Below are 26,082 nucleotides of genomic sequence, written 5' to 3' on the forward strand. Positions count from 1 at the left end.
GCTGATATGTCCGACCTCGAAGGCAATCTGAAAAAGGCTGAGGCCTATCTGGCCCGTTTCAAGCGCGACGGCGTGCTGAACCAGATCGGCGGCGAAGCGGTGCCGGCGGTGGATGGCTCGACCTTCGAGAGCATGTCGCCGGTCGATCTCAAGCCGCTGGCCAAGGTCGCGCGTGGCAGTGCCGCCGATATCGACCGCGCCGCCAAGGCGGCAAAGGCGGCGTTCCCGGCCTGGGCCGCCATGCCGGGCGACGGGCGCAAGAAGCTGCTGCACAAGATAGCCGATGCGATCGAAGCGCGCGCCGAGGAGATCGCCTTCGTCGAGTGCATGGACACCGGCCAGACGCTGAAATTCATGGCCAAGGCCGCGCTGCGCGGCGCCGAGAATTTCCGCTTCTTCGCCGACCGCGCGCCGGAAGCGCGCGACGGCGAGACGCTGCGCACGACAGGCCAGGTCAACATCACCACGCGCGTGCCGATCGGCCCGGTCGGCATCATCACGCCGTGGAACACGCCGTTCATGCTGTCGACATGGAAGATCGCGCCGGCGCTGGCGGCAGGCTGCACCGTCGTCCACAAGCCGGCCGAATTTTCGCCGCTGACCGCTCGCCTGCTGGTCGAGATCGCCGAGGAGGCCGGCGTGCCGAAAGGCGTGTGGAACCTGGTCAACGGCCTCGGCGAGCACGCCGGCAAGGCGCTGACCGAGCACCCTGACATCAAGGCGATCGGTTTTGTCGGTGAGAGCCGCACCGGCTCGATGATCATGAAACAGGGCGCCGATACGCTGAAGCGCGTGCATTTCGAACTGGGCGGGAAGAACCCGGTGATCGTCTTCGCCGACGCCGATCTCGAACGTGCGGCGGATGCGGCCGTGTTCATGATCTACTCGCTCAACGGCGAACGCTGCACCTCATCGTCGCGGCTTCTGGTCGAAGCCTCGGTCTACGACACATTCACGGATCTGGTTGCGGAGAAGGCAAAGCGCATCAAGGTTGGCCATCCGCTCGATCCCAAAACGGTGGTTGGTCCGCTGATCCATCCGGTGCACGAGGAAAAGGTGCTTTCCTATATCGAGATCGGCAAATCGGAAGGCGCGGTGGTAGCCGCCGGCGGCGGCAAGTTCGCCGGTCCGGGCGGTGGCTGCTATGTCAGCCCGACGCTGTTTACCGGCGCCACCAACAGGATGCGCATTGCCCAGGAAGAGATTTTCGGGCCGGTGCTGACCGCCATTTCCTTCAAGGACGAGGCCGAAGCGCTGGCGCTGGCCAACGACACCCAATACGGCCTGACCGGCTATCTCTGGACGTCGGATGTTACCCGCGCCTTCCGCTTCACCGATGCGCTGGACGCCGGCATGATCTGGGTCAATTCGGAGAATGTGCGGCATTTGCCGACGCCGTTCGGCGGCGTCAAGAATTCCGGCATCGGCCGCGACGGCGGCGACCATTCCTTCGATTTCTACATGGAGACGAAGAACATCGCCTTCGCCACTTCAGCGCACACGATCCAGAAGCTCGGCGGCTGACCGGAGGACATCGCATGCCACTGCCCAAACCAAACCTCTATCCCGCCTTCAACATCGTGCGCCTCAGCCATGTCGAACTGGCGGCCACCGACCTTGCGAAATCCCGCGCCTTCTATGTCGACACGCTCGGCCTGCAGGTTACCGACGAGACATCGGACGCCATCTATCTAAGGGCCCTGGAAGAGCGCGGACACCACTGCATCGTGCTGAAGAGGGCCGGCAGCGCCGAAGCACGCGATCTCGGCTTCAAGGTTTTCTCGGATGAGGATCTCGACAAGGCCGAGCACTTCTTCAAGGCAAAAGGCCTGCCGGTCGAGTGGGTCGAGCGACCGTACCAGTCGCGCACCTTCCGCACCCGCGACCCGCACGGCATTCCGCTCGAGTTCTTTGCCCAAATGGAAAGGCTGCCGCCGATTCATCAGAAATATGCGCTCTACAAGGGCGTGAAGCCGCTGCGCATCGACCACTTCAACTGCTTCTCGCCCAATGTCGACGAGTCCGTCGCCTTCTACAACGAGCTTGGCTTCCGCGTCACCGAATACACCGAGGATGCGAGTAGCGGAAAGCTGTGGGCGGCCTGGACGCACCGCAAGGGCGGCGTCCACGACATCGCCTTCACCAACGGTGTGGGTCCGCGCCTGCATCACGTCGCCTTTTGGGTGCCGACACCGCTCAACATCATCGACCTGCTCGACCTGATGGCGACGACGGGTTACCTCGCAAATATCGAGCGCGGCCCCGGCCGGCATGGCATTTCCAACGCCTTCTTCCTCTATGTTCGCGATCCCGACAACCACCGCATCGAGATCTACTGCTCGGACTACCAGACGGTGGATCCGGATCTGGAGCCGATCAAGTGGGACCTCAAGGACCCGCAGCGCCAGACGCTGTGGGGCGCGCCCGCGCCGAAAAGCTGGTTCGAGGAGGGCAGCACCTTTGCCGGCGCGGCCGCACGCCAACCGGATTTGACGGCGTCGCCGATCATCGCACCGTGACCACAGACGCGAACCTGACGGAGACCGGGATGACTGCACATGGGCGGCTCGCCACCTTCACCGTCGGCGGCAAGACGCGCTATGGCGTGGTCACAGATAAGGGCGTCGTCGACCTGTCGGCGCGGCACAGCCAGTGGCCGACGCTGCGCGAAGTGATCGAGGCCGGCGTGCTACGGCGGCTGGCGGAAGAGGCCGAAGCCTACGCCGTCGATTTTCCATTCGACGCTATCGCTTATGAAATCCCTGTGCCGTCGCCGGAAAAGATCATCTGCGTCGGCGTCAACTATCCCGACCGCAACGAGGAGTACAAGGACGGCCAGGCCGCGCCTTCCAACCCGTCGCTGTTCATCCGCTTCCCCCGCTCCTTCGTCGGCCACCACGCGCCACTGGTGCGGCCGCCGGAATCGCCGCAGCTGGATTATGAGGGCGAGATCGTCATCGTCATCGGCAAGGGTGGACGACGCATCGCCGAGAGGGATGCGCTTGACCATATCGCGGCACTATCCCTGTGCAACGAAGGCACCATTCGCGATTGGGTACGGCACGCCAAGTTCAACGTCACGCAGGGCAAGAATTTCGACCGCACCGGCTCGCTCGGTCCGTGGCTGGTGCCGTTCACCGACGAGGCGCAGATTGCCGACATCGCGCTGACCACCCGCGTCAATGGCGAATTGCGCCAGCAGGACCGCACCAGCCGGATGATCTTCTCGTTCCGCAAGATCATCTCCTATGTCTCCACCTTCACCACGCTGGTGCCAGGCGATTTCATCGTCACCGGTACGCCGACCGGCGCCGGCGCCCGCTTCGACCCGCCGATCTGGCTGAAGCCGGGCGACGTGATCGAAGTCGAAGCCGACGGCATCGGCGTGCTCCGCAACGGCGTCGTCGACGAGGTAGCATCGTGACCCCCGAGCAAGCTGAAGATGCCGCGGCAAGGCTGTTCGAAGCCGAGCGTTCGCGCCGCCAGATCCGTCTGCTCAGCCTCGATTTTCCCGACGCGACGATGGAGGATGCCTATCGCGTCCAGGCAGCGCTGGTGAAACGCAAGACCGATGCCGGGCTGACCCCGAAGGGCTGGAAGATCGGCCTGACATCGAAGGCGATGCAATATGCGCTCGCCATCGACACGCCGGATTCGGGCGTGCTGTTCGACGACATGTTCTTCAACGACGGCGCGACGATACCCGTCGGCCGCTTCATCCAGCCGCGCGTCGAGGCCGAGATAGCCTTCGTCATGAAGGCGCCGCTGAGGGGCCCAGGCGTGACCATCTTCGACGTGCTCAACGCCACCGATTATATCACGCCGGCGCTCGAAATCCTCGACACGCGCATCGAACGCGTCAATGCCGAGACAAAGAAGGCGCGCACTTTCTTCGATACGATTTCCGACAACGCCGCCAATGCCGGCATTGTCATCGGCGGCCGGCCGCAACGACCCGATGAAGCCGATATGCGCTGGATCGGCGCCATCGTCTCGCGCAATGCGGAGGTCGAGGAGACCGGGCTTGGCGCCGGCGTGCTCAACCATCCGGCGATGGGCATTGCCTGGCTGGCGGACAGGCTCGCCCGCTACGGCATGTCCATCGCGGCCGGCGAGGTGGTGCTGTCCGGATCGTTTGTGCGCCCGGTCGAGGCGCGGCCCGGCGATACCATCGTCGCCGACTTCGGCAGCTCGGGAACGGTCAGTATCCATTTCGCCAAGAGCTGACGGCTCTCATCGGCTCGTCAGTTGGGCTGTTCGCCGCGCAAGTAGTCAATCACCACATCGGCCGCGATGGTCGACATGCGCAAGCCGACATCCCTGGTGATGTCGCCTTCGACGCGGCTTTGCACCCAGCCAAGAAACGCGAAGGCACGCAAGGCGGCGAATAGAGGCAATGCGGCGATGTCCTGCGGGGTCAGCGCACGCTCTTGCTGGTAGCCGTCAAGCAAAGCGGTCTCGATCAGCGGGTAGATCGCCTCCTCGCGGTTCTGGTAGAGGGCGACGGCAAGGTCGTACATGTGCCAGCCATGGCCGCAATCGTCGAAATCGATGATGCGCACCGCGCTGTCATGGATGAGCACGTTTTCGCGCACCAGATCGGCGTGGATGATGCCGAAATTGCGCGCGCTGCGCTCATGTTGGGACAGCGCCTTCACTGCCTTGTCGCGCGCCTGCAAGACCAGCGCGCGGCGAGGACCATCGAGAAAGGGCGAGGTCTCGAACCGGCCCCAGACCGGGTTCGCACCGAAGAAGCCGTCGAAGTCCCAGGCATGGCGGGCGAAGCCCGCGGGCGGCGTCCACGAGGCAGTGACATTGTGCATATGGGCGATGGTCCGCCCGATCGCCGTGAAGATCTGGATCGACTGGTCGGCCGTGTAGACCAGTGGCACGCCGCGTGCGCCCACGGCGCGGCCCTCCAGCCAGCTCAGGCAATCGGCCTGCCGGGGCTGCGCCGAGGTGGCCGTGCTGACAAGCACGAACGGATCGCCGGCCTGTGTTGCGACGCAAGACGGCGTGGCGACGCCGGCGGATTGCAGGAAGCCCATCCATTGCAGTTCCGAACGCAGCGCGGCGTCCGTGTGGTAGCCGAGCCGGTGGATGCGCATGGCTGCCGGCTGGCCATCCGGCAGCCGCACGCGGAAGACGGCGTTCTCGCGGTGCTTCAGAAGTTCCGGCTCAGAGTTGCGGACGCCCCAATGTTCGAGCGCACGCCTGGCGAGCTCCGTGACATCGGCTGCCGTTTCGGGCTCGCATTGGGTGGAAACAGAATTCACGCCGGCACTCCGCCGACTTCGCCCAGCACCTCGTCCAGCAGGCCGATCAGGAAGTCGGCATTGTCGCGCGAGAACGGCATGGGCGGGCGGATCTTGAGCACATTGCCGTGGATGCCGGTCTTGCCCATCAGCACGCCGCGATGGCGCATGCGGTTGGCGACCTGCTCGGCAATGTCGGGCGCCGGTTCGCGCGTGTCGCGGTCGTGGACCAGCTCGGCGCCGAAGAACAGTCCGGCCCCCCTGACCTCGCCGATGCACTCATGCCGATCGGCCAGCGGGCGCAGCAGGCCAAGCGCACAGGCACCGACGTCTTGCGCGTTGGCGACAAGGTTTTCCTGTTCGATGACGTCGAGGACGGCATTGGCGACCGCGCAGGAGACCGGGTTGCCGCCAAAGGTGTTGAAGTAGCGGAACGCGTCGCGGAAGGCCGCAAGTAACTCCTTGGTGGTGACCACAGCCGCGATCGGATGGCCATTGCCCATCGGCTTGCCCATGGTGACGATGTCGGGGACGAAGCCGGCGCGCTGATGGCCCCAGAAATGGCTGCCGGTGCGGCCGAAGCCGGGCTGCACTTCGTCGGCGATGACCAGACCACCGGCTTCGCGCACGGCCCCCAAGGCGTCGTCGAAAAATCCGGTGGGCAGAGCCGGGAAACCTTCATTGGCGAGCAGCGGACACAAGATGATGCCAGACAGGCCAATGCCATCCTGTGCCAGCGAGGCGATCGCTTGACGCACGGCGTCGCCAAAGGCCTTGCCATTGGCCATCGCATCGGGATGGCGATAGCTGTCGGGGGCCGGCACCAGCCTGACATGGGGGGCGCGGCCGCGGATCGGAGGCATGCGCGTGCTGAGCTGCGAAACCGCCGCCGTGTTGCCATGATAGGTGGCGTCGGTGGCGATGATGCCCATATTGCCGGAGGCGGCCTGCGCCATGCGCAGCGCGATGTCGTTGGCCTCGCTGCCGGTACAGGTCAGGATTGCGGTGGCGAGGCTTGCATCGAAGGTCGCCGTCAGCCGCTCGACATAGTCGAGAATTGCGGTGTGCAGATAGCGTGTGTGGGTGTTGAGCAGGCTTGCCTGACGGCACAAGGCCTCGACCACATGCGGGTGGCAATGGCCGACATGGGCGACGTTGTTGTAGGCATCGAGATACTTGCGGCCGTCGGCATCGTAGAGCCAGACGCCTTCGCCGCGCACCAGGTGCACGGGCTCGTCGTAGAACAATTGCGATTTCGCGCCGAGCAGGCGGGCACGCCGCTTGACGAGCGCTTCCTCGCTCGGGTTCTTCTCAGATTGGGTCATTGCGTACCAAACTCCATTGCGTCAGCGGGTCCATCAGGCCCTCGACAGACCTGCATCGATGGCCTCGCCGATCTTTGCCACGTCGGCGGCGCCGATGATCAGCGGCGGCGACAGGATGATGTTGTTGCCGGACACGCGCAGCATGACGCCGGCGTCATAAGTGGCTTCCGAAACCACGGCCATGGTCTTCTTGTCCACCGGCTTTTTCGTCGTGCGATCGGAGACCAGCTCTAGCGCAGCCATCAGGCCCTTGTACCTGATGTCGCCGACGATCGCGTGCTTGGCTTTTAGCCCCTCCAGCGTCGCCGCGAGCTCGATGCCGCGCGCGGCTGCGTTCTCGTCCAGGCGAAGCCGTTTGGTCTCGGCAAGTGCAGCCAGCCCTGCCGCGCAGCCGACAGGATGGCCGGAATAGGTATAGCCATGACCGATCGCCCCGAAGCTGGTCTTGTCGGCCTCGAAGACGTCGGCGACCTTGGCGCCGATCATGGTGGCGCCGAGCGGGAAATAGCCCGAGGTGATCGCCTTGGCGATGGTCATGAAATCCGGCTTCACGCCGGATAGCCGCGAACCCGACCAGGCGCCGGTGCGACCGAAGCCCGTGACCACCTCGTCGGCGATCAGCAGGATTTCGTGGCGGTCGCATATCTCGCGCACCAGCGGCATGAAGCTGTCATGCGGAACGATGACGCCTCCGGCGCCGAGAACCGGCTCCATGATGAAGGCGGCAATGGTGTCGCCGCCCTGGAAGGCGATCTCGTCCTCCAGCGCTTTGGCGCACAGTTTGGCCAGCCGCGCCGGATCGGTCTCGTCGAACGGATTGCGGAAGGTCCAGGGTGCGGGAATGTGGAAGACGCCGGGCATAAGCGGCTCATAGTTGCGGCGGAAATTGGCGTTGCCGTTGACCGACGCGCCGCCGAAATGTGTGCCGTGATAGCCCTTCTTCAGGGCAAGGAATTTTGTCCGGTCGCCCTGGCCGCGGATCTTCCAGTATTGGCGGGCGAGCCGCAGTGCGGTTTCGACCGAATCCGAGCCGCCCGAGGTGAAGAAGGTCCGCACCATGCCTTCCGGTTCGAACCATTCGCTGAGTTCGTAAGCGAGCTCGATCGACGGGCCGGTCGACGTGCCGCGAAACCCGGAATAGTAGGGCAGGGCGCTGAGCTGGTCGGCGATGGCCTTCTTGATGGGGTCGCAGGAGTAGCCGAGATTGACGTTCCACAGGCCGCCAACCGCATCGAGCACGGTGTTGCCGTCGATGTCTGTGACCATCACGCCTTCGCCTTTCATGATCACCTTTGGCGGGTTGGCCCGCATCTCGGCCGGGTGTGCCATCGGATGCCAGATCGGCTTGGCGTTTTTCTCGGTGAGGAAATTGATGTCGCGCATCGCAAGGCTCCGCAAATGTCTCAGGAGATGAGGTCGAAATGGCCGAGGGCCTCGGCATAGGAAAGTGCCGGCCGCGCGACGTCGAAATGAACGGTGCGCATGCCGGCGGCACGGCCGCCATCGACATTGCGCTGCTGGTCGTCAACGAACACACAGGCGCGGGCAGGCAGGCCAAGCGCCTCGGTCACCAAGGCATAGGCGCGCGGATCGGGCTTGAGGATGCGGGTATAGGTGGCGTCGACGATGGTGTCGAACAGCTCGAGCAACGGCAGCCGCTGACGGAAGCCGGCGCCATAGAACAGATCTAGCTCGTTGGACAGGATCGCCAGGCGAAATCCCGCCGCATGCACGGTCCGGATGGCGCGGACGGCTTCGGGCCGCACGATCTTTTCCGGCTCGGCTCCGCGTGCGCGCTGGACGAATGTCTCCATCGCCTGCCAGTCCTCGCCGACGAGCCGGCCGACTTCGCTGGTGCGGGTGCGCCAATAATCGCGCTCGCTGATCTCGTCGGCCTGCATTGAGCGCCACAGCGGATCTGAATCCGGGTCGAACGGCCCGTACCATTGCAGCGTTCCCGGCGCGAGGCCGAGCGCCTGTTCGGTCAAGGCATGGGTCTCGAAAAGGGTCCGGGTGACGACGCCGCCGAAATCGAGGACGAGCGCCTGGGCAGGAACAGCGCTCACGCAGCCACTCCCTTGGCCGGCATGCCGCGCGGGATGATGCCTTCCTCGACCCAGCGGTCGAAGATTTCGAGCGCCTTGCCGACGAACTCGTCGCTGTTGATGTGGGCGTCGATCTCGTGGAACTCGACGCCGGCGGGAATGGCCTTGCGCATCTCATCGGTGAACGCCGCGAGGGCTTCGGGTTCGTACAGCGGCTCGCCCTGCGCATCCCATTCCTGGATGCCGCCGGAGGGCAGGATGAAAGCGGAGCGCCCCTTCGACGCACCGAGCTTGGCGGCGATGGTCCTGGCGACTTCACGGCGGTCGGCGGCATCGACGGTGATCGAGCCGATCAACCTGTTATGAGCATGGAACGGCCGCTGCGCGAACTTTGTCGGCAGCGCCTGCCAGGTCGGCAAATCGACCATGTCCACGGCGCCAGGGGCTGCGATCTGCGGAATGCCGCGGGCGCCGGCATTCTCCAGCCGGTCGGCGCCGGAGCTGACGACCGAACCGGCAAGATGATTGGTGATCTCCTGCAGGCTGAAGTCGAACACCGCGCAGAAATGGTCCTGGCTGGCGATCGATTCGAAGGCCCGGCCCCCCATCCCGGTGGTGTGAAAGACTGCGACGTCATAGCCGCGCTGCTCCAACGCCGGCTTCAGCGTCTTCATATAGCGCAGGCAACTGCTGCCCAGCGAAGTCATGCCGATGGTCGGTCCGACCGCCGGGGCCGAAGCACGAGATGCAAGCACGATCCTCGCCGCACCGACCACCGCGCCGCAGGCCTGGGAAAGGACCAGCTTGCAGATGGTGTTGAGGCCGTAGAGCCCGCCTGCCCACAGGATCATCATCAGGTCGGGCGCGACACGCTCGGGCGGAATGAGATGCGAGTAGGCGATGGTCGAGACTACGAATTTCGGCACGCCGAGCGGCAGGCACAGCGCGACATCGAGCGCCAAATCGGTTCCCATCGAACCACCGATGGCGATGAAGGCGTCGATCTCGCCGCGCTGGTGAAGCTGGCGCACCAGCTGAACGGCGCCGACGGCCATCAATGTCATGGCGGTGTTTTCATCGCCGCTCGAGACGATTTCGGCCATCGTCACGCCAGCGGCCCGCGCAACGGCATGCTTGTCGTGATCGGGACTATAGGCGGGGGCGCCTAGCACGCTAACATCCATCATCACGGCGCGGCCACCGGATGCCTCGATACACGCTTTCATGAACAGCAGTTCGTCGGTCTTGGTGTCGCCCGTGCCGATGACCAGGATGCGGGGCGTCGCCATATCTGCAGACATCAGGCCTGCCTCCTCAGGGTTTGCAGGTTTTCGCCATTGAGGCGCATCGAAATCTCCCGTGCCGCGGTCACAACCGCAAGCCCTCGTTCCACGATCGTAGCCGGTGTCGTCCTGGCCTTCGGGGCTGCCACCGCAATTGTCCCCAGCGCAAGACCATCGGCGGCGCGGATTGCAGCCGCGACGCCGATCACGCCGTCCTCATGGCCCTGGTCGCAGATCGAATAGCCGCGGTCACGCGCCTCGCCGATCGACTTTGAAATGGCGGCCGGCTCGACGAGGGTATGATCGGTGAAGGCCTCAAGCGAACCTGTCAGGCATGCTTTCACCGTCGCGTTGTCGGCGAAGGCCAGATAGGCGATGCCGGAGGCGGTGGAATGCAGCGGCAGAAGCTGGCCGATATCGATGTTCACCCTGTTTGCCCAGCTTGAATGCTCGACATGGACGGTGATCAGTCTGTCGACGCCGAATTCCGACAGATGCACCGTCTCGGTTGTCGAACCCGCCAGATCCTGCGCCACGGGAATTGCCGTTTGCAGGAACGGGAAGCAGGCTTCGCGGATACGCGCCAGCCGCGACAGGCCGGCGCCGAGGCGATAGTGCCGCGTGCCGGCATCCTGCTCGACGAAACCATGGCCGCCAAGCGCCACCAGCAGCCGCCGCGTCGTCGCCTTGTCGAACGCACACCGCCGCGCGAGATCGGAAAGTCCGAACTCGGGTTCGTCCACCGTGAACAGCTCCAGAAGTGAAATCGCCTTGCCGACCGTACCCATCCAGCCTCCCGCTCGGATAGAAACTTAATGTGTGAATTAACTTGACAGGCATCGGCATTCTTTGCAAGTCTATATTCAAAATAAGGGTTCAAATAATGAACCGATGGCATTCAGGGAACAGGCCGAGCGGCCGCGAACCCAGGGGTTCGTAAAACTGGAGGGACAAATGTCAGCAGTTTCGGAACAGGCGCCCGCCAACAGGCTGCGCAAGAACAGTCTTGGCGTCGGCGCTATCACCTTCATGGTGATTTCGGCGGCGGCGCCGCTCACCGCGGTCGCCGGCGGCACGCCGCTCGGCATGCTTATGGGCAATGGGGCGGGCTTTGCCGGCACCTATCTTATCGTGACCGTGTTGCTGCTGCTGTTTGCGGTCGGCTACGTCGCCATGTCGCGCCATGTCGGCAATGCCGGCGCCTTCTATGCCTATGCCGCGCGCGGGCTGGGCGGTTTTGCCGGCGGCGCAACCGCAATCATCGCGATCCTGTCCTACAACGCCATGCAGATCGGGGTCATGGGCCTGCTGGGGGCCGCGACCGCCGGCCTGTTCGCCGGCTGGGGCATCGACCTGCCCTGGTGGGTGTGGAGCTTCATCGCCGTTGCCATCGTCGCGGTGTTGGGCTACCGCCAGGTCGACCTGTCGGCCAAGATCCTGACGGTGCTGGTGCTGTGCGAATACATCGTTGTGCTGGTGCTAGACCTCGCCATCCTCAAGACCGGTGGCGACAGTGGTCTCTCGGCGGCGCCGTTCAGCTGGAGCCAGATCGTCAGCGGCTCGCCCGCCATCGCCATCCTGTTCTGTTTCGCCGCCTTCATCGGTTTCGAGGCGACGACGATCTACGCCGAGGAAGCCCGCGACCCCAAGGTGACCATTCCGCGCGCCACCTATTTCTCCGTGTTGCTGATCGGCGTCTTCTACATGGTCACGGCCTGGCTGATGGCGGTCGGCGCCGGCGTCGACAAATTGTTGCCCGCACTGCAAGCGCTTCAGGATCCGACGACTTTCCTGTTCGGCCTGTCCGACCGCTACGCCGGAACCATGCTGTCGCACGCCATGGGCATCCTGTTCGTGTCGAGCCTGTTTGCCGGCGTGCTGGCGTTCCACAACGCGGTTGCCCGCTACATCTACGTCTCGGGCCGCGAGAAGCTGTTGCCTGAAGCGATCGGCGTGACGCATTCAGTGCACCAGAGCCCGCATGTCGCTTCCGTCATCCAGAGCGTGTTGGCAGCGATCGTCATCGGACTGTTCGCGATACTCGGCCTCGATCCGGTTCTGGCGCTGTTTTCCTGGCTGACCAATGTCGCGACGCTGGGAGTCATCGTCATGATGGCGGTGGCCTCGCTCGCCGTGGTGATGTACTTCCGCGCCAACCCGTCGACGCAGGAGAATGCGCTGAAGACCACCATCCTGCCTGGGCTGGCCTTCATCGCTTTCGTCGTCATCATCTACCTGATCGTCATTAATTTCGGTGGCCTGTCGGGCGCCAGCGGCTTCCTCGGCGTGTTGCTGCCGGGGCTGGTGCTGATTGCCGCGGTGATCGGCCTGCTGCTTGCCGGTGCGTTGAAGAGCCGGGATCCGGTTGCCTTCGAAAATCTCGGCGTGCCGCTGAAGGACTAGGACAAAGGACAAGGGGGTAGCGCGTTCGGCGCCGCCCCTTTCCATCGCAAGGGAGTAACGGCGTTGAGCTTTGCCGAGAGCATCACCGTTGAGGCGCTGGAAGCCGATCCGTATCCGATCTATGCGGAACTGCGGCGCAGCGCGCCTGTCGCTTTCGTGCCGGCGGTCAATCTCTGGTTCGTCACCCGCTGGAAGGACGTCGAGACCGTCGCAAAGTCACCCGACATCTTCTCCGCCGTCGTCGGTACGTCTCCGGTCGAACGCTCGTTCGGCAAGCCGACCATCCTGACCACCGACGGCGAAACGCATAGACAGCTGCGCCAAGGCGTCGATCCGAAATACCGGCCGCGCACCGTCGCCGCCTATGCCGGCGATCTCGTACGGTCGATTGCCGAACCTTTTCTCGACCGGATCGCCGAACAAGGCTCCGCCGAGCTGATGGCGGATTATTTCGAGCCGGTGTCGACGCTCAGCCTGGCGCGCTCGCTTGGCCTTGCCGACATCGACATGCCGACGCTGCGCCGCTGGTTCTATGGCCTTGCGCAGGGCGCCATCAATTTCGAGAACGACCCGAAGCGGCAAGAGATCGCCGACGCGATCAGCGCCGAGGTCGGCGCAGCCATCCGGCCGACTCTGGATAGACTGGCGCGCGCACCCGACGACTCGGCGCTGTCGCATATGCTGCATGACGGCATGCCGGAAGGCACGACGCGGCCGATCGATTTCTTGATGCCAAGCATCAAGGTCATTCTGCTTGGCGGCATGCAGGAGCCCGGACATGGTGCCGGTTCGATCCTCGCCGGCCTGCTTGCGCATCCCGAACAATTGCGGCAGGTGCTCGCCGATCCCGAGACCTTTGTGCCCAGGGCTGTCGATGAAGGCTTGCGCTGGGTGGCGCCGATCGGAACCCAGACGCGGCAGACGACGCAGGCGGTCGAGCTTGGCGGCGTAACCATCCCTGCCGGCGCCGCGGTCGCTGCACTTGTCTCCTCGGCAAGCCGCGACGAGAGCCGCTTTGCCGATCCAGACCGCTTCGACATCAACCGCAGGGAAGGCAATCATGCCGCCTTCGGCTTTGGTCATCATTTCTGTTCGGGCCGGTTTTTCGCGCGCGAGCAGATGTGCCTTGCGTTAAGGCTGCTGCTCCTGCGCTTCCCCGATCTCAGCTTGGTGCCAGGCAAGGTGCCGGTGTTTCGCGGCTGGGAATTCCGCGCGCCAACCACGTTGTATGTTTCCCTGGGAGTCCGCCACCAATGATCAGCCAGAATGCCATCGACGCGCTGCGCAAGACGGAGATCGGCGAGCGGGGCTTGTTTATCGACGGCGTACAGGCCGTAGCGACGAGCGGCGCGACGCTGGCGGTGATTTCGCCGATCGACGGCCGCCCTTTTGCCAGCATCGCTGACGGCAATGCCGCTGACATCGATCGCGCGGTCCGATCGGCGCGAAAAGCATTCGAGAAGGGTTCATGGTCGCGCGCCGCCCCTGCCTTTCGCAAGAAGGTGCTGACGAAATTTGCCGAGCTGATCGAAAAACATGTCGATGAGCTGGCCGTGCTTGGCGTGCGCGACAACGGCACCGAGATCGGCATGGCCTACAAGGCCGAGCCGCTGTCGGCGGCCGGCACCATCCGCTACTACGCCGAGGCGATCGACAAGGTCTATGGCGAGATCGCGCCGACGGCCGACAATGTGCTCGGGCTGATCCACAGGGAGCCACTCGGTGTCGTCGGCGTCATCGTGCCGTGGAACTTCCCGCTGATGATCGGTGCCTGGAAGATTGCGCCCGCACTGGCCACCGGCAACAGCGTCGTCGTCAAGCCGCCGGAGATCGCCTCGCTGACCTTGCTGCGGCTGGCCGAACTCGCAAGCGAGGCTGGACTTCCCGAAGGCGTGTTCAACGTCGTTACCGGTCATGGTGCTGTCGCCGGCGAAGCGCTTGGCCTCCATATGGATGTCGACGCCATCGCCTTTACCGGATCGGGGCCGGTCGGCCGGCGGCTGCTCGAATACTCCGCCCGTTCCAATTTGAAGCGGGTCTTCCTCGAGCTTGGCGGCAAGTCGCCCAACATCGTCTTTGCCGACGCTCCGGACCTGAAGCAGGCGGCGGTCGTCTCGGCTAACGGCATCTTTCGCAATTCAGGCCAGGTCTGCGTGGCGGGCTCGCGTCTGCTCGTCCAGTCGTCGGTCTATGATCTTTTCATGGACGAACTTGTCTCGGCAACCACGCGGCTCAAGGTCGGCGACCCGCTCGATCTCGCCAGCGATATCGGTGCGGTATCGAGCGCCGAACAGCTGGACAAGAATCTCGGCTTCGTCGCCATGGCGCAAGCCGAAGGCGCCCGTCTCGTCGCCGGTGGCGAACGGATACTGACCGAGACCGGCGGCAGCTACATGGCGCCGACGATCTTCGAGAACGTGACGCAAGAGATGCAGTTGGCGCGCGAGGAGGTGTTCGGACCGGTGCTCGGCGTGATGCGCTTCGAGACCGAGGAGGAGGCGGTGCATCTGGCCAACTCCACTGTCTACGGACTTGCCTCGGCGGTGTGGACCGCCAATCTTTCCACGGCCCATCGCATGGTGCGCGCCATCAACGCCGGTGTCGTCCACGTCAACACCTATGGCGGAGCCGATATCACCGTGCCGCTTGGCGGCGTCAAACAGTCCGGTTTCGGCCGTGACAAGTCGCTGCATGCGCTGGAGAAATTTGTCGACCTCAAGACCGCCTGGATTGCGCTCTGAGCCTCGCGGAAAGGCCAGCATATCTGCTCTTTTCGTCAAGCTTGGCCTCAGAACGCCACGCTGGTGCTGGTTGGCGGCGATCAGGTCGTCGCTATCGGCAGCTCGACTAGCGTGGTGTCGCGGGTCCAGGCTTTGCGCGGAAAGCCGTGTTGCGACCGGCGGGTATCACAGCGTCCTACTCCGTTGTGCCGGCTTTTTTTCTGCGCCGATTGGTGTGCGACTGGGCGACGGCCATTCGTAATTCAGGTGTGACCTCCAAACGCGCATTCTCTGTCCCATGCGGGTCTTGCAGCCCCTGGACGTGGACGGTCGGGAATGGGAGCTCGATGCCCTGCTCCTTGAAGGCCTGGCGGAGGCGCAAAAAGAACCTGCCTTTCATGCTGAAGGCGCCTCCAGGTCTGGTCGTGACCTTGACCCTCAAGACGATGCCGTACTCGCCGAACTCCTGCACCCCCTGCATCTTGATCGGTTCGATCACCCAGTGTTTGAACTCCGGATCTTCCGCCAGTTCCAGGCCAATTCGCTTGATCAGTTTGCGAGCAAAGTCGATATCGGTGTCATAGCCAACGGTGATGTTGAATTTGTCGGTGACCCAGTCACGGCTCTGGTTCTGCACGGCGCCGAGTTCGCCGAAAGGTATCGTGAACAGCGGACCACGATGGTGGCGCAGCTTCACCGAGCGCAGCGAAAAGCTCTCCACCGTACCCCTGTAGCTGCCCGATGAAATGTATTCGCCGACACGGAAAGCATCGTCGAGCAGATAAAACACGCCAGAGATCACGTCCTTGACGATGGTTTGCGCGCCAAAACCCACGGCGACGCCGACGACGCCGGCGCCGGCGATCAGCGGGCCGATCTGGATGCCGATCGAAGCGAGCATCATCAGCACCGCCATCACGATGATCACTGCTAGCAGAATGTTCTGGATGATCGGCAACAGCGTGTGCAGCCGCGCCTGATGCGGATCGAGGGTGAGGATGTCTTCTTCGCTCACCACCGCTTGCGGTATCGCGACGCCCAGCTTTCGTTCGATCAAGGCTTTGATGATCGACCAGCCGAAATCGGCAGCAAGGGCAATGACCACGACGTTGATCAAGCCGCGCAATATGAGCATGGTGGTCGTATCGCTGCCGCGCATGGATTGCATGTCCAGGCCCAGTACGCGTGCGAGAAGGTAAGCCGCCGCGAGGATGAAAATCATCCGGATACCGCGATCGATGACAGCGATCGTCACCGCCGGGATCGTCGGCCGGCCGGCATCTTCCGAACCGGGCCGCAGGACGAAATTAACCCCGCGCTCTGTCAGCACAATTGCCAAAGGCAGGAAGAATGCGGTGAAGGTAAACCAGAAGAATGTGTAGAGGCCGGCAATGCGTTCGAGGAACAGAACGACGAAGTAAGCCGTCAACAACCATGTCACTGCCGTGTGACCGCTGTGGCGCGCGCCGTCTCGCTGCGTTCTTGGCCGACGCCAAATGGCCAGCAGGAAGAGCAACAGCAGGATGAAATCGGCGCCCACCGACAGGACCATCATTCCGTCCTGGTCTATGCCGAGACCCGGCAAGAGGACAAACGCGGCGGCGAAGAAGGCGAAAACGCCGACGATCCGGGGCAGCCAATAAGCCCAATGGTCAGCAGCTCCGTTGGTGATCGGCAGGGCACGAACCTCGATGGCGTGCTCGACCTCCATGAAAGAAGGGACGAGCGTGGCCATCACGTATAGGCGCACAGCCCACGTAAAGACCGCAGCCATCAGAAATGTCAGCACAATCTCGCGGATGAGCGCTGGCCAGTCGAACAGCATGAACGCACCGGCGCTGCCCAGCGCGAACGAGCCGATCATCATGCTGGAATAAAGCGTGCGGCCGCCGATCTTCTTGGCCCGCCCGATGGGCGTATCTCTGGGTTGCGCGATGATCCAAAGACGAAATGGACGGGTGAGCTTGTATATTGCCCAGGTGAGCGCCAGGCCGGCAGCGATAAAGATCGCAATCAGCACCAATATGCTGACGGGGCCCTTGCTGGACATATCGTCCATTGTCTGGGCCCGGACGCGCGCGAACTGGCCTGGCAGTGTGGGCACGGTTCGCACGATTTTCTCGATGTGATGCTTGATCCGATCGAGCGTCGAGGATGCCATTGTATTCATCTGGCCCGGTGCGGCCACGGCGTCGGCCGGCGGAGCGCCAGCCGCAGCAGGCGCTTCCGTTGATCCAGCGGCCGGATTTCGTTGCTCGGCCACCCAGGCCTTCACCGACGGATCGTCGAGAAGCTCGAACAGCTGTTTGACCTTGTCGGGCGCGACGGCGGCCGGTGACTGCGCCTGTGCCGGGCCAGCCAGCAGGAGGGCGATCCCAAGGACGAACGGCCCGGCAATCAGGGCAAACTTCGTCGTCAGGCCTCCGAGACGCCGTGCCGGGCGCGCCAGCTTGCTGGCTCCCAATCGTCGATTCATGAGCAGCATCGTGCGGTAACCTTCCGGTCAGATCGGCGAGCAAGGACAGCTATGTCCGTCGTTGCCCCCACCTTTAACAAGCCGATGTTGCGGTGCAAGTCTCATCGCACCTAGACCGTTGGGTAGGGCACCAGGCGACCGGCAAGGCTGTCATCACCAGTGCCAGCGTTGCGCTGCATTCCTTGTCCCGACCACCTAGACCGGGTCGTTGTCGGTCGTCGGTTGCTCCGCGGCGGGAGCCTGTGACCATGCCGCATTGCACAATTTTGCGACCTTGCCCACAATGCACGCATGGTCCGCAGCTCACTCGCCGTCCTGGTCATCGACGAAAACCGTATCCGCGCCGCGATCATCGAGGCAGGTTTGCGCGAGGCCGGCCATGAGCGGGTCACCGTCATCCACGACGTGACCGGCATTGCGCGGCGCATCGCCGAGATCGAGCCGGACGTCATCGTCATCGACCTGGAAAACCCGAACCGCGACATGCTGGAAAACATGTTCCAGCTGTCGCGTGCGGTGAAGCGGCCGATCGCCATGTTCGTCGACCGATCGGACCAGGCATCGATCGAAGCGGCGGTCGATGCCGGCGTTTCGGCCTATGTCGTCGACGGCCTCAGGCAAGAGCGCGTCAAGCCGATCCTGGACATGGCGGTCAGCCGCTTCAACGCTTTCTCGCGCATGGCGCGCGAGCTGGAAGAGGTTCGAGGGGAGCTTGAGAGCCGCAAGGTGATCGACCGTGCCAAGGGCATCCTGATGAAGTCGCGCGGCCTGACCGAAGAGGCCGCCTACACGCTGCTGCGCAAGACGGCGATGAACCAGAACCGCAAGATCGGCGACATTGCCCAGAGCCTGGTGACTGCCGCCGGGCTGCTCGGGCCGTCGGAGGACGAATGAGCATGAGCGCCGAGCACCAGATCACCGCCGGCTTCATGCCGCTCTTCGACAGTGCCGTGCTGGTTGCGGCGGGTGAGCTTGGATTTGCCGCACGCGAGGGCATCGATCTCACACTGCACCGCGAGACCTCCTGGGCCAACATCCGCGACCGCATCGCCATCGGCCATTTCCACCTGGCGCACATGCTGGGGCCGATGCCGCTCGCCTGCAATCTCGGGCTGACGCCGCTTGCTTCCGAGACCATCGTGCCGTTTTCGCTCGGGCTTGGCGGCAATTGCGTCACCATCTCCAACGCAGTCTGGGAAGGCATGGCGGCACGCGGCGCCATACCCGATCTCGAGCCCGCGCGCGCGGGCGCAGCCCTTCGTGCCTTCATTCGCGACGGCGCCGGGGCTGGCGGCGATCCGCTGCGCTTTGCCGTGGTGCACCCGCATTCGGGGCATAATTACGAACTGCGCTACTGGCTTGCCGGGTGCGGCATCGATCCGGAGCGCGAGATCGAGATCGTCATCGTGCCGCCGCCCTTCATGGCCGATGCGCTGGCCGCCGGGCGGATCGACGGCTACTGCGTCGGCGAGCCCTGGAACAGCGCCTCGGTCGCTGCCGGCACCGGCCATATCGTAACCGTCAAGGCGCTGCTGTGGCGCAACAGTCCGGAGAAGGTGATCGGCGTGCGCAAGGCCTGGTCGCAGGAGAACCCGGTCGCGCTGGCAGCATTGCTGCGCGCGCTGCATCATTCGGCGCGCTGGTGCCAGGACCGGGGCAACCACGCCGAACTGGCTGGTGTGATGGCTCAAGCTGGCTTCCTCGGCCTGCCACCAGCTGTCCAGATGCCGATCCTGACCGGCCATCTTGAACTGGGCGGCGGCGCCGAACTGGATGTCGACGACTTCTTCCTGCCCTTCGACAAGGCGGCGAACTTTCCGTGGAAGAGCCATGCGCTGTGGTTCTATACGCAGATGGTGCGCTGGGGGCATGTCGAGCACACGCCGGAAAACCTTGCTATCGCCCGTGACTGCTACCGTCCCGACCTCTACCGCTCGGCGCTAAAGCCGCTTGGCGTTGCACTTCCCGGCGCCAATGCGAAGGTCGAGGGCGCGCTTAAGGTCGCCACGGCTGTCGGTGCGACCGGGGCAGGCTTGGTGCTTGGGCCAGACGGCTTCTTCGACGGTCAGACCTTCGACCCCGACGAGATCGACGGCTATATAGCGCGCCAGAACGCTCGCGCGGAAGCCTGATCATTCTCGCGCCATTCTTGTGCATTGCACAAAAAATGTGCGTGCGATTGCTGTAGTGAACAATCTTTGATCTGCTTGCGATGTCGCCTCGCGTGCCGGCGTCTGGCGCGTAATGTTGATTTCATTTAGGTTTTTCGTTTCACCCAAAACTGGCACGGTTCCTGCTTTGATTTAGCCAGGCCCTTCGCGGGTCACGGAACAGGCGTCCAATGGCGGGCGCCACAGGCAAAGCTGCCGCTCAGGTCAACGACGCGATCCCGGATGTACGGACGCGCGAGGCCTGGACGGCGGCTTTTTTGTTTTGGGCCACTCGACGAAGCGTTCAACCGGAGATCACGATGAAAGAAAAAATAGGGAAATGGATCGGGACGGGAACATCGCTCAAGGATGTGACGCGCCGCGATTTTCTTGTCAGCAGCGCCATGACGGCCGGCCTGTTCGTGGCGGCCCGCAAGCTCTTCCCCTCGGGCGCCTATGCCGCCACGACCGCTCCGGAGGTCACCGGCGCCAAGCTCGGCTTCATCGCGCTGACCGACGCGGCGCCGCTGATGATCGCCAAGGAGAAGGGGCTGTTCGTCAAGTTCGGCATGCCCGACGTCGAGGTGCTCAAGCAGGCCTCCTGGGGCGCGACGCGCGACAATCTGATGCTCGGCGGCGCAGCCAACGGCATCGACGGCGCTCACATCCTGACGCCGCTGCCCTATCTCATGCACACCGGCAAGGTGACGCAGAACAACCAGCCGATGCCGATGGCTATCGTGGCGCGGCTCAACTACGACTGCCAGGGCATTTCGGTTGCGCAGGAATACGCCGGCACCGGTGTCGGCCTCGACGCCTCCAAGCTGAAGGACGCCTTCGCCGCCAAGAAGGCGGCCGGCAAGGAAATCAAGGCCGCCATGACGTTCCCGGGCGGGACCCATGATTTGTGGCTCCGTTACTGGCTGGCCGCCGGCGGCATCGATCCCGACAAGGACGTCTCGACCATTGTCGTGCCGCCGCCGCAGATGGTCGCCAACATGAAAGTCGGCAACATGGACGTGTTCTGCGTTGGCGAACCGTGGAACGAACAGCTCGTCCACCAGGGCGTTGGTTTCACCGCCGCCACCACCGGCGAACTGTGGAAGGGTCATCCCGAAAAGGCGCTCGGCCTCCGCGCCGAATTCATCGACAAATACCCGAACGCCACCAAGGCGATCGTGATGGCCGTCATGGAGGCCCAGCAATGGTGCGAGGCCACGGAGAACAAGGACGAGATGGCCGCCATCATCGGCAAGCGGCAATGGATGAACGTGCCTGTCGCCGACATTATCGGCCGCCTCAAGGGCGACATCAACTACGGCAATGGCCGCGTGGCCACCGGCACTGACCTCTACATGAAATTCTGGAAGGGTGGCGTCTCCTATCCCTACAAGAGCCACGACAGCTGGTTCCTCGCCGAAAACATCCGTTGGGGAAAATTCGCGCCGACCACCGACATCAAGACGCTGGTCGATCAGGTCAATCGCGAGGATATCTGGCGCGAGGCGGCGAAGGATCTCGGCGTTGCCGCAGCCGATATTCCGGCCTCGTCGTCGCGTGGCGTCGAGACATTCTTCGACGGCAAGATTTTCGACCCGGCCAACCCGTCGGCCTATCTCGACAGCCTGAAGATCAAGGCATCGGCTTGACCAGCGCAAACGGCGCGTTGCGCCGTTTGTCGCCCCCAGCGCAACGGCGCTTCGCCGTTGTCGCCCGCATCGACCCCGGAGTTATACCCAGACATGTCCATCCAAGCCATTGAGGAAACCACGGTGAAGGCGTTCCCCGCGAAGCCTGCCGCGGTCATCGCTTTCACCGCCAAAGCGCGGCGCCGCTTCGACCCGATCGCGATCGCCGGCAGGCTGGCCACCGCCCTGGTGCCGCCGGTCATCGTTATCGCCTTCATGCTGGTCGTGTGGCAGATCGCCTGCTCGTCGCCGACCGCCAGCCTACCGCCGCCCAGCCAGGTGTGGAACGAGGCCTATGACCTGATCGCGCATCCGTTCTTCAACAACGGCCCGCAGGATATCGGCCTTGCGTGGCGGGTGCTGATCTCTCTGCAGCGCGTCGCCATCGGCTTCGGCCTGGCGGCGATCGTCGGCGTCGCGCTCGGCGCCCTGGTCGGCCAGTCGATCTGGGCCATGCGTGGCCTCGATCCGGTGTTCCAGATACTGCGCACCGTGCCGCCGCTGGCCTGGTTGCCGCTGTCGCTGGCTGCTTTCCGCGATTCCAGCCCGTCGGCGCTGTTCGTTATCTTCATCACCTCGATCTGGCCGATCATCATCAACACCGCCGTCGGCGTGCGAAACATTCCGGAAGACTACCGCAACGTCTCGCGCATCTTGCGGCTCAACCAGTTCGAATTCTTCGTCAAGATCATGGTTCCGGCCGCCGCACCCTACATCTTCACCGGCCTCAGAATCGGCATCGGCCTGTCCTGGCTCGCCATCGTCGCCGCCGAAATGCTGACCGGCGGCGTCGGCATCGGCTTCTTCATCTGGGACGCCTGGAACTCGTCGCGGCTGCCCGACATCATCGTCGCGCTCGCCTATATCGGCGTCACCGGCTTCTGCCTCGACCGCCTGGTCGCTGCGGTCGGCGCTTTCGTCACCCGCGGCACAACGGCAAAGTGAGGAGAGGGCGATGACGGCCTATCTGCAGCTCGACCATATCGACAAATCCTTTGCCCGCGGCGGTCAGGTCAGCGAGGTGCTCAAGGACATCAGGCTGACCATCGACAAGGGCGAATTCGTCTCCATCATCGGCCATTCCGGCTGTGGCAAGTCGACCTTGCTCAATCTGATCGCCGGGCTGACCAAGGTTTCCGCCGGCGCCGTGCTGCTTGAAAACAAGGAGGTCGACAGCCCCGGACCCGAGCGCGCCGTGGTGTTCCAGAACCACAGCCTGCTGCCATGGCTCACCGTCTACGAAAACATCAGCCTGGCGGTGTCGAAAGTCTTTGGCCGTTCCAAGAGCAGGACCGAACGACATGACTGGATCATGCGCAATCTCGATCTCGTGCAAATGGCGCATGCCAAGGACAAGCGGCCGGCCGAAATATCGGGCGGCATGAAGCAGCGCGTCGGCATTGCCCGGGCGCTTGCCATGGAGCCGAAGATCCTGTTGCTCGACGAGCCGTTCGGGGCACTCGACGCGCTGACGCGCGCCCATCTGCAGGATGCGGTTATGGACATCCATTCCAGGCTCGGCTCGACGACGATCATGATCACCCACGATGTCGACGAGGCGGTGCTGTTGTCCGACCGCATCGTCATGATGACCAACGGTCCGGCGGCGACAATCGGCGAGGTGCTTGCGGTGCCGCTGCTGCGGCCGCGTCGACGCGTCGAACTCTCTTCCGACCGCACCTTCCTGCGCTGCCGCGAAGCGGTGCTGAAGTTCCTCTATGAACGCCACCGCTTCGTCGAAGCCGCGGAGTAACGCCATGACCGAAAAACTCGTCATCATCGGCAACGGCATGGCCCCCGGGCGCATGCTGGAGCATCTGCTCGAACAGGCGCCGGGCCACTACACCGTGACCATTTTCAACGCCGAGCCGCGGGTGAACTACGACCGCATCATGCTGTCGCCGGTTCTCTCCGGCGAAAAGGCCTATGAGGAAATCATCATCCACGGCGACGGCTGGTACATCGCCAACAACATCACCCTCTACAAAGGTCACAAGATCGTCGCCATCGACCGGGCGGCCAAGACAGTCACCTCCGATCACGGCGTCACCGAGCCTTACGACAAGCTCGTCATCGCCACCGGATCGGTGCCCTTTATCATTCCGGTGCCCGGCCATGATCTGCCGGGGGTGCTGACCTATCGCGACCTCGACGATGTTCAGGCCATGATGCTTGCCGCCCAGTCGCGCGCCAAGGCCGTGGTCATCGGCGGCGGCCTGCTCGGGCTGGAGGCGGCAGCAGGTTTGAACGCCCAAGGCATGGACGTCACCGTGCTGCATGTCATGCCGACATTGATGGAGCGTCAGCTCGATCCAGCCGCCGGCTATCTCCTGCAGCGCGCGGTGGAACAGCGCGGCATCAAGGTCATCACCAAGGCCAACACCCAAGCGATCACCGGCAACGGCAAGGTCGGGCAGGTGGAGCTTGCCGACGGCACTATTATCCCGGCAACGCTGGTGGTGATGGCGGTCGGCATCCGGCCGAATGCGGCGCTGGCCAGGGAGGCCGGCATAGCCGTCAATCGTGGTATTGTCGTCGATGCCGGCATGCGCAGCAACGACCCCGACATCTACGCGCTCGGCGAATGCGCCGAGGTCTACGGCCAGGTCTACGGGCTGGTCGCGCCGCTCTACGAGATGGCGCGCGTTGCCGCGAACCAGTTGGCCGGCAACGAGGCAGCGGCCTTCGTCCACATGGACACGCCGACCAAGCTCAAGGTCACCGGCATCGACCTGTTCTCGCTTGGCGACTTCGCCGAAGGCGAGGACCGCCAGGAGATCGTGCTGCGCGATGCCGCCGCCGGCGTCTACAAGCGCCTTGTGCTCAAGGACGACCGCATCATCGGCACCGTGCTTTATGGCGAGACGGCGGACGGCGCCTGGTTCAACGACCTCAAGAAGAAGCAGACCGACATATCGGAGATGCGCGACACGCTCATCTTCGGCCAGTCCTACCAGGGGGGTGCCCCGCTGGACCCTATGGCGGCCGTTGCAGCCTTGCCGGATGATGCGGAAATCTGCGGCTGCAACGGCGTTTGCAAGGGCAAGATCACCGGCGCGATCACGGCCAAGGGCCTGGCTTCGCTCGACGACGTGCGCGCCCACACCAAGGCATCGGCTTCCTGCGGTTCGTGCACCGGGCTGGTCGAGAAGCTGATGGTGCTGATCATCGGCGACAAATACAACCCGGCCGCCGTGCAACCGATGTGCGGCTGCACCACGCTCGGCCATGACGAGGTGCGCCGGCTGATCATCGCCAAGAGCCTGAAGACCATTCCCGCCGTGATGCAGGAGCTGGAATGGACGACCTCCTGCGGCTGCGCAAAATGTCGGCCGGCGCTCAACTACTACCTCGTCTGCGACTGGCCGAACGATTACGCCGACGACTATCAGTCGCGCTTCATCAACGAACGCGTCCACGCCAACATCCAGAAGGACGGCACCTATTCGGTGGTGCCGCGCATGTGGGGCGGCGTCACCAACGCCGCCGAACTGCGCGCCATCGCCGACGTCGTCGACAAGTTCGAGATACCGATGGTCAAGGTCACCGGCGGCCAGCGCATCGACATGCTGGGCATCCGCAAGGAGGATCTGCCGGCGGTGTGGGCCGATCTCGGCCAGGCCGGCTTCGTCTCAGGCCATGCTTACGCCAAGGGCCTGCGCACGGTGAAGACCTGTGTCGGCTCCGACTGGTGCCGCTTCGGCACGCAGGATTCGACCGGCCTCGGCATTCGCATCGAGAAATTCATGTGGGGCTCGTGGACCCCGGCCAAGGTCAAAATGGCGGTGTCGGGCTGTCCGCGCAACTGCGCCGAGGCGACCTGCAAGGATGTCGGCGTGATCTGTGTCGACAGTGGCTACGAGATCCATTTCGCCGGCGCCGCCGGCCTCGACATCAAGGGCACCGAAGTGCTTGGCCTGGTCAAGACGGAGGACGAGGCGCTGGAGCATATCGTCGCGCTGACGCAGATGTATCGCGAGCAGGGCCGCTATCTCGAGCGCATCTATAAATGGGCCAAGCGCATCGGCATCCCCGAGATCAAGCGCCAGATCATGGACGACGGCGCCAAGCGCAAGGCCTATTACGAACGCTTCGTCTCCAGCCAGAAATTCGCCCAGGTCGACCCGTGGTCGGAACGCGTCTCCGGCAAGGACAAGCACGAGTTCCGGCCAATGGCTTCTGTCGGGTTTGCGCAGGCTGCGGAGTGATCAAGATGGACTGGATATCGATCGGCTCACTCTCCGACATCCCCCGCCGCGGCGCGCGCTGCGTCGACACACCCGAGGGTAAGATCGCCGTCTTCCGCACGCAGGACGATCAGGTCTATGCCATCGATGACCATTGCCCGCACAAGGGTGGGCCGCTGAGCCAAGGCATCGTCCACGGCACCGCCGTCACCTGCCCCTTGCACAATTGGGTCATTTCGCTGGAGACGGGCAAGGCGCTCGGCGCCGACGAGGGCGCGGTGCGCACCATTCCTGTGCGCATCGAGGGCGAGCACCTGTTCATTGCGCTGAAAGCGCTGGCCAGCCGCGCGGCCTGAAGCATGGAACTTGGCGAAGCGCGCGAGGTGAGGACCACCTGCCCCTATTGCGGGGTGGGTTGCGGCGTGCTGGCGAAAGTCGCCCCGCCCCGCGGAGAAAGGGCGCGCCGCGCCCCCCCCCCAGCCACCCCCAAAGGGCCGGCGACCCCTCACCGCGCCGCCCCCGCCGCCCACCAACGCCCACGCCGGCGCGG

At 63.9% G+C, this 26,082-nt stretch carries 21 protein-coding genes and 1 pseudogene; 15 read left to right on the plus strand and 7 right to left on the minus strand.

Features of this window, described 5'->3' with window-relative positions; translation table 11 throughout:
• The first annotated feature begins 6 nt into the window (after nucleotides 1-6).
• The 4 genes from hpaE to hpaH are packed head-to-tail and all read left to right on the plus strand — an operon-like array spanning nucleotide 7 to nucleotide 4,227.
• Nucleotides 7-1,524: a 5-carboxymethyl-2-hydroxymuconate semialdehyde dehydrogenase gene (gene hpaE / locus NKI88_RS10615; protein WP_352655022.1), complete on the plus strand. Its 1,518-nt coding sequence runs from the start codon at nucleotides 7-9 to the stop codon at nucleotides 1,522-1,524.
• A gap of 14 nt (nucleotides 1,525-1,538) precedes the next feature.
• Nucleotides 1,539-2,519, plus strand: coding sequence for a 3,4-dihydroxyphenylacetate 2,3-dioxygenase (gene hpaD / locus NKI88_RS10620; RefSeq protein WP_023704725.1), 981 nt, complete (start codon nucleotides 1,539-1,541; stop codon nucleotides 2,517-2,519).
• 29 nt (nucleotides 2,520-2,548) lie between these two features.
• Nucleotides 2,549-3,424: a fumarylacetoacetate hydrolase family protein gene (locus NKI88_RS10625; protein ID WP_352655024.1), complete on the plus strand. Its 876-nt coding sequence runs from the start codon at nucleotides 2,549-2,551 to the stop codon at nucleotides 3,422-3,424.
• Nucleotides 3,418-4,227 carry a 2-oxo-hept-4-ene-1,7-dioate hydratase gene (hpaH, locus tag NKI88_RS10630; RefSeq protein ID WP_023682710.1) on the plus strand — a complete coding sequence of 270 codons (810 nt, stop codon included), beginning with the start codon at nucleotides 3,418-3,420 and terminating at the stop codon, nucleotides 4,225-4,227. Before NKI88_RS10625 ends, hpaH begins: the two co-directional genes overlap by 7 nt.
• A gap of 17 nt (nucleotides 4,228-4,244) precedes the next feature.
• Here the strand turns inward: hpaH and NKI88_RS10635 are convergent, their stop codons facing one another.
• From NKI88_RS10635 to NKI88_RS10660, 6 genes are read right to left on the minus strand one after another with little or no spacing between them, the layout of a single operon-like run.
• Nucleotides 4,245-5,276, minus strand: coding sequence for a phosphotransferase enzyme family protein (locus NKI88_RS10635; protein ID WP_352521178.1), 1,032 nt, complete (start codon nucleotides 5,274-5,276; stop codon nucleotides 4,245-4,247).
• Complete coding sequence (locus tag NKI88_RS10640; RefSeq protein WP_352655026.1) at nucleotides 5,273-6,580, minus strand: aminotransferase class III-fold pyridoxal phosphate-dependent enzyme; 1,308 nt, start codon at nucleotides 6,578-6,580, stop codon at nucleotides 5,273-5,275. The genes NKI88_RS10635 and NKI88_RS10640 overlap by 4 nt, the downstream gene beginning before the upstream one ends.
• 33 nt (nucleotides 6,581-6,613) lie before the next feature.
• Nucleotides 6,614-7,963 (minus strand): aminotransferase class III-fold pyridoxal phosphate-dependent enzyme, encoded by a 1,350-nt coding sequence (locus NKI88_RS10645; RefSeq protein ID WP_352655028.1) that lies wholly within the window; start codon nucleotides 7,961-7,963, stop codon nucleotides 6,614-6,616.
• 20 nt (nucleotides 7,964-7,983) lie between these two features.
• On the minus strand, nucleotides 7,984-8,646 hold the full coding sequence (locus tag NKI88_RS10650; protein WP_023738352.1) for an HAD family hydrolase: 663 nt from the start codon (nucleotides 8,644-8,646) through the stop codon (nucleotides 7,984-7,986).
• The gene (locus NKI88_RS10655) at nucleotides 8,643-9,926 is read right to left on the minus strand and encodes a Tm-1-like ATP-binding domain-containing protein (protein WP_023686943.1); all 1,284 of its coding nucleotides are present in this window, start codon (nucleotides 9,924-9,926) and stop codon (nucleotides 8,643-8,645) included. The genes NKI88_RS10650 and NKI88_RS10655 overlap by 4 nt, the downstream gene beginning before the upstream one ends.
• On the minus strand, nucleotides 9,926-10,696 hold the full coding sequence (locus NKI88_RS10660) for an IclR family transcriptional regulator (RefSeq protein WP_023686944.1): 771 nt from the start codon (nucleotides 10,694-10,696) through the stop codon (nucleotides 9,926-9,928). The genes NKI88_RS10655 and NKI88_RS10660 overlap by 1 nt, the downstream gene beginning before the upstream one ends.
• A 166-nt stretch (nucleotides 10,697-10,862) precedes the next feature.
• Between NKI88_RS10660 and NKI88_RS10665 the strand changes: the two genes are divergently transcribed.
• From NKI88_RS10665 to NKI88_RS10675, 3 genes are all read left to right on the plus strand, one after another.
• Complete coding sequence (locus NKI88_RS10665; protein ID WP_352655031.1) at nucleotides 10,863-12,311, plus strand: APC family permease; 1,449 nt, start codon at nucleotides 10,863-10,865, stop codon at nucleotides 12,309-12,311.
• A gap of 63 nt (nucleotides 12,312-12,374) precedes the next feature.
• Entirely contained in the window at nucleotides 12,375-13,568 is a 1,194-nt protein-coding gene (locus tag NKI88_RS10670; RefSeq protein WP_352655032.1) for a cytochrome P450, read from the plus strand.
• Nucleotides 13,565-15,052 (plus strand): aldehyde dehydrogenase, encoded by a 1,488-nt coding sequence (locus NKI88_RS10675; protein WP_023695216.1) that lies wholly within the window; start codon nucleotides 13,565-13,567, stop codon nucleotides 15,050-15,052. The genes NKI88_RS10670 and NKI88_RS10675 overlap by 4 nt, the downstream gene beginning before the upstream one ends.
• 175 nt (nucleotides 15,053-15,227) lie before the next feature.
• Here the strand turns inward: NKI88_RS10675 and NKI88_RS10680 are convergent, their stop codons facing one another.
• A complete protein-coding gene (locus NKI88_RS10680; protein ID WP_023714908.1) occupies nucleotides 15,228-17,516 on the minus strand; it encodes a mechanosensitive ion channel family protein in 2,289 nt (762 codons plus the stop codon).
• Nucleotides 17,517-17,798: 282 nt separating this feature from the next.
• On the opposite strand from NKI88_RS10680, the gene NKI88_RS10685 reads away from it, so the two are divergent.
• From NKI88_RS10685 to NKI88_RS31835, 8 genes and pseudogenes are all read left to right on the plus strand, one after another.
• On the plus strand, nucleotides 17,799-18,401 hold the full coding sequence (locus NKI88_RS10685; protein WP_023667842.1) for an ANTAR domain-containing response regulator: 603 nt from the start codon (nucleotides 17,799-17,801) through the stop codon (nucleotides 18,399-18,401).
• A gap of 2 nt (nucleotides 18,402-18,403) precedes the next feature.
• Nucleotides 18,404-19,639 (plus strand): CmpA/NrtA family ABC transporter substrate-binding protein, encoded by a 1,236-nt coding sequence (locus tag NKI88_RS10690; RefSeq protein WP_352655048.1) that lies wholly within the window; start codon nucleotides 18,404-18,406, stop codon nucleotides 19,637-19,639.
• 338 nt (nucleotides 19,640-19,977) lie between these two features.
• On the plus strand, nucleotides 19,978-21,306 hold the full coding sequence (locus NKI88_RS10695; protein ID WP_352655035.1) for a CmpA/NrtA family ABC transporter substrate-binding protein: 1,329 nt from the start codon (nucleotides 19,978-19,980) through the stop codon (nucleotides 21,304-21,306).
• A gap of 93 nt (nucleotides 21,307-21,399) precedes the next feature.
• Nucleotides 21,400-22,290: a nitrate ABC transporter permease gene (ntrB, locus tag NKI88_RS10700; protein WP_023682697.1), complete on the plus strand. Its 891-nt coding sequence runs from the start codon at nucleotides 21,400-21,402 to the stop codon at nucleotides 22,288-22,290.
• A 10-nt stretch (nucleotides 22,291-22,300) separates the two neighbouring features.
• Entirely contained in the window at nucleotides 22,301-23,098 is a 798-nt protein-coding gene (locus NKI88_RS10705) for an ABC transporter ATP-binding protein (RefSeq protein WP_352655037.1), read from the plus strand.
• Between the two features lie 4 nt (nucleotides 23,099-23,102).
• Nucleotides 23,103-25,553, plus strand: a complete 2,451-nt coding sequence (gene nirB / locus NKI88_RS10710) for a nitrite reductase large subunit NirB (protein ID WP_352655039.1) — start codon at nucleotides 23,103-23,105, stop codon at nucleotides 25,551-25,553.
• Between the two features lie 5 nt (nucleotides 25,554-25,558).
• Complete coding sequence (nirD, locus tag NKI88_RS10715) at nucleotides 25,559-25,888, plus strand: nitrite reductase small subunit NirD (RefSeq protein WP_023825946.1); 330 nt, start codon at nucleotides 25,559-25,561, stop codon at nucleotides 25,886-25,888.
• Nucleotides 25,889-25,891: 3 nt separating this feature from the next.
• Nucleotides 25,892-26,008, plus strand: a pseudogene (locus NKI88_RS31835) (hypothetical protein); the annotation flags it as partial.
• Nucleotides 26,009-26,082: the final 74 nt, after the last annotated feature.

It is taken from the genome of Mesorhizobium sp. M0317 (assembly GCF_040321555.1).
Classification (GTDB): Bacteria; Pseudomonadota; Alphaproteobacteria; order Rhizobiales; family Rhizobiaceae; genus Mesorhizobium.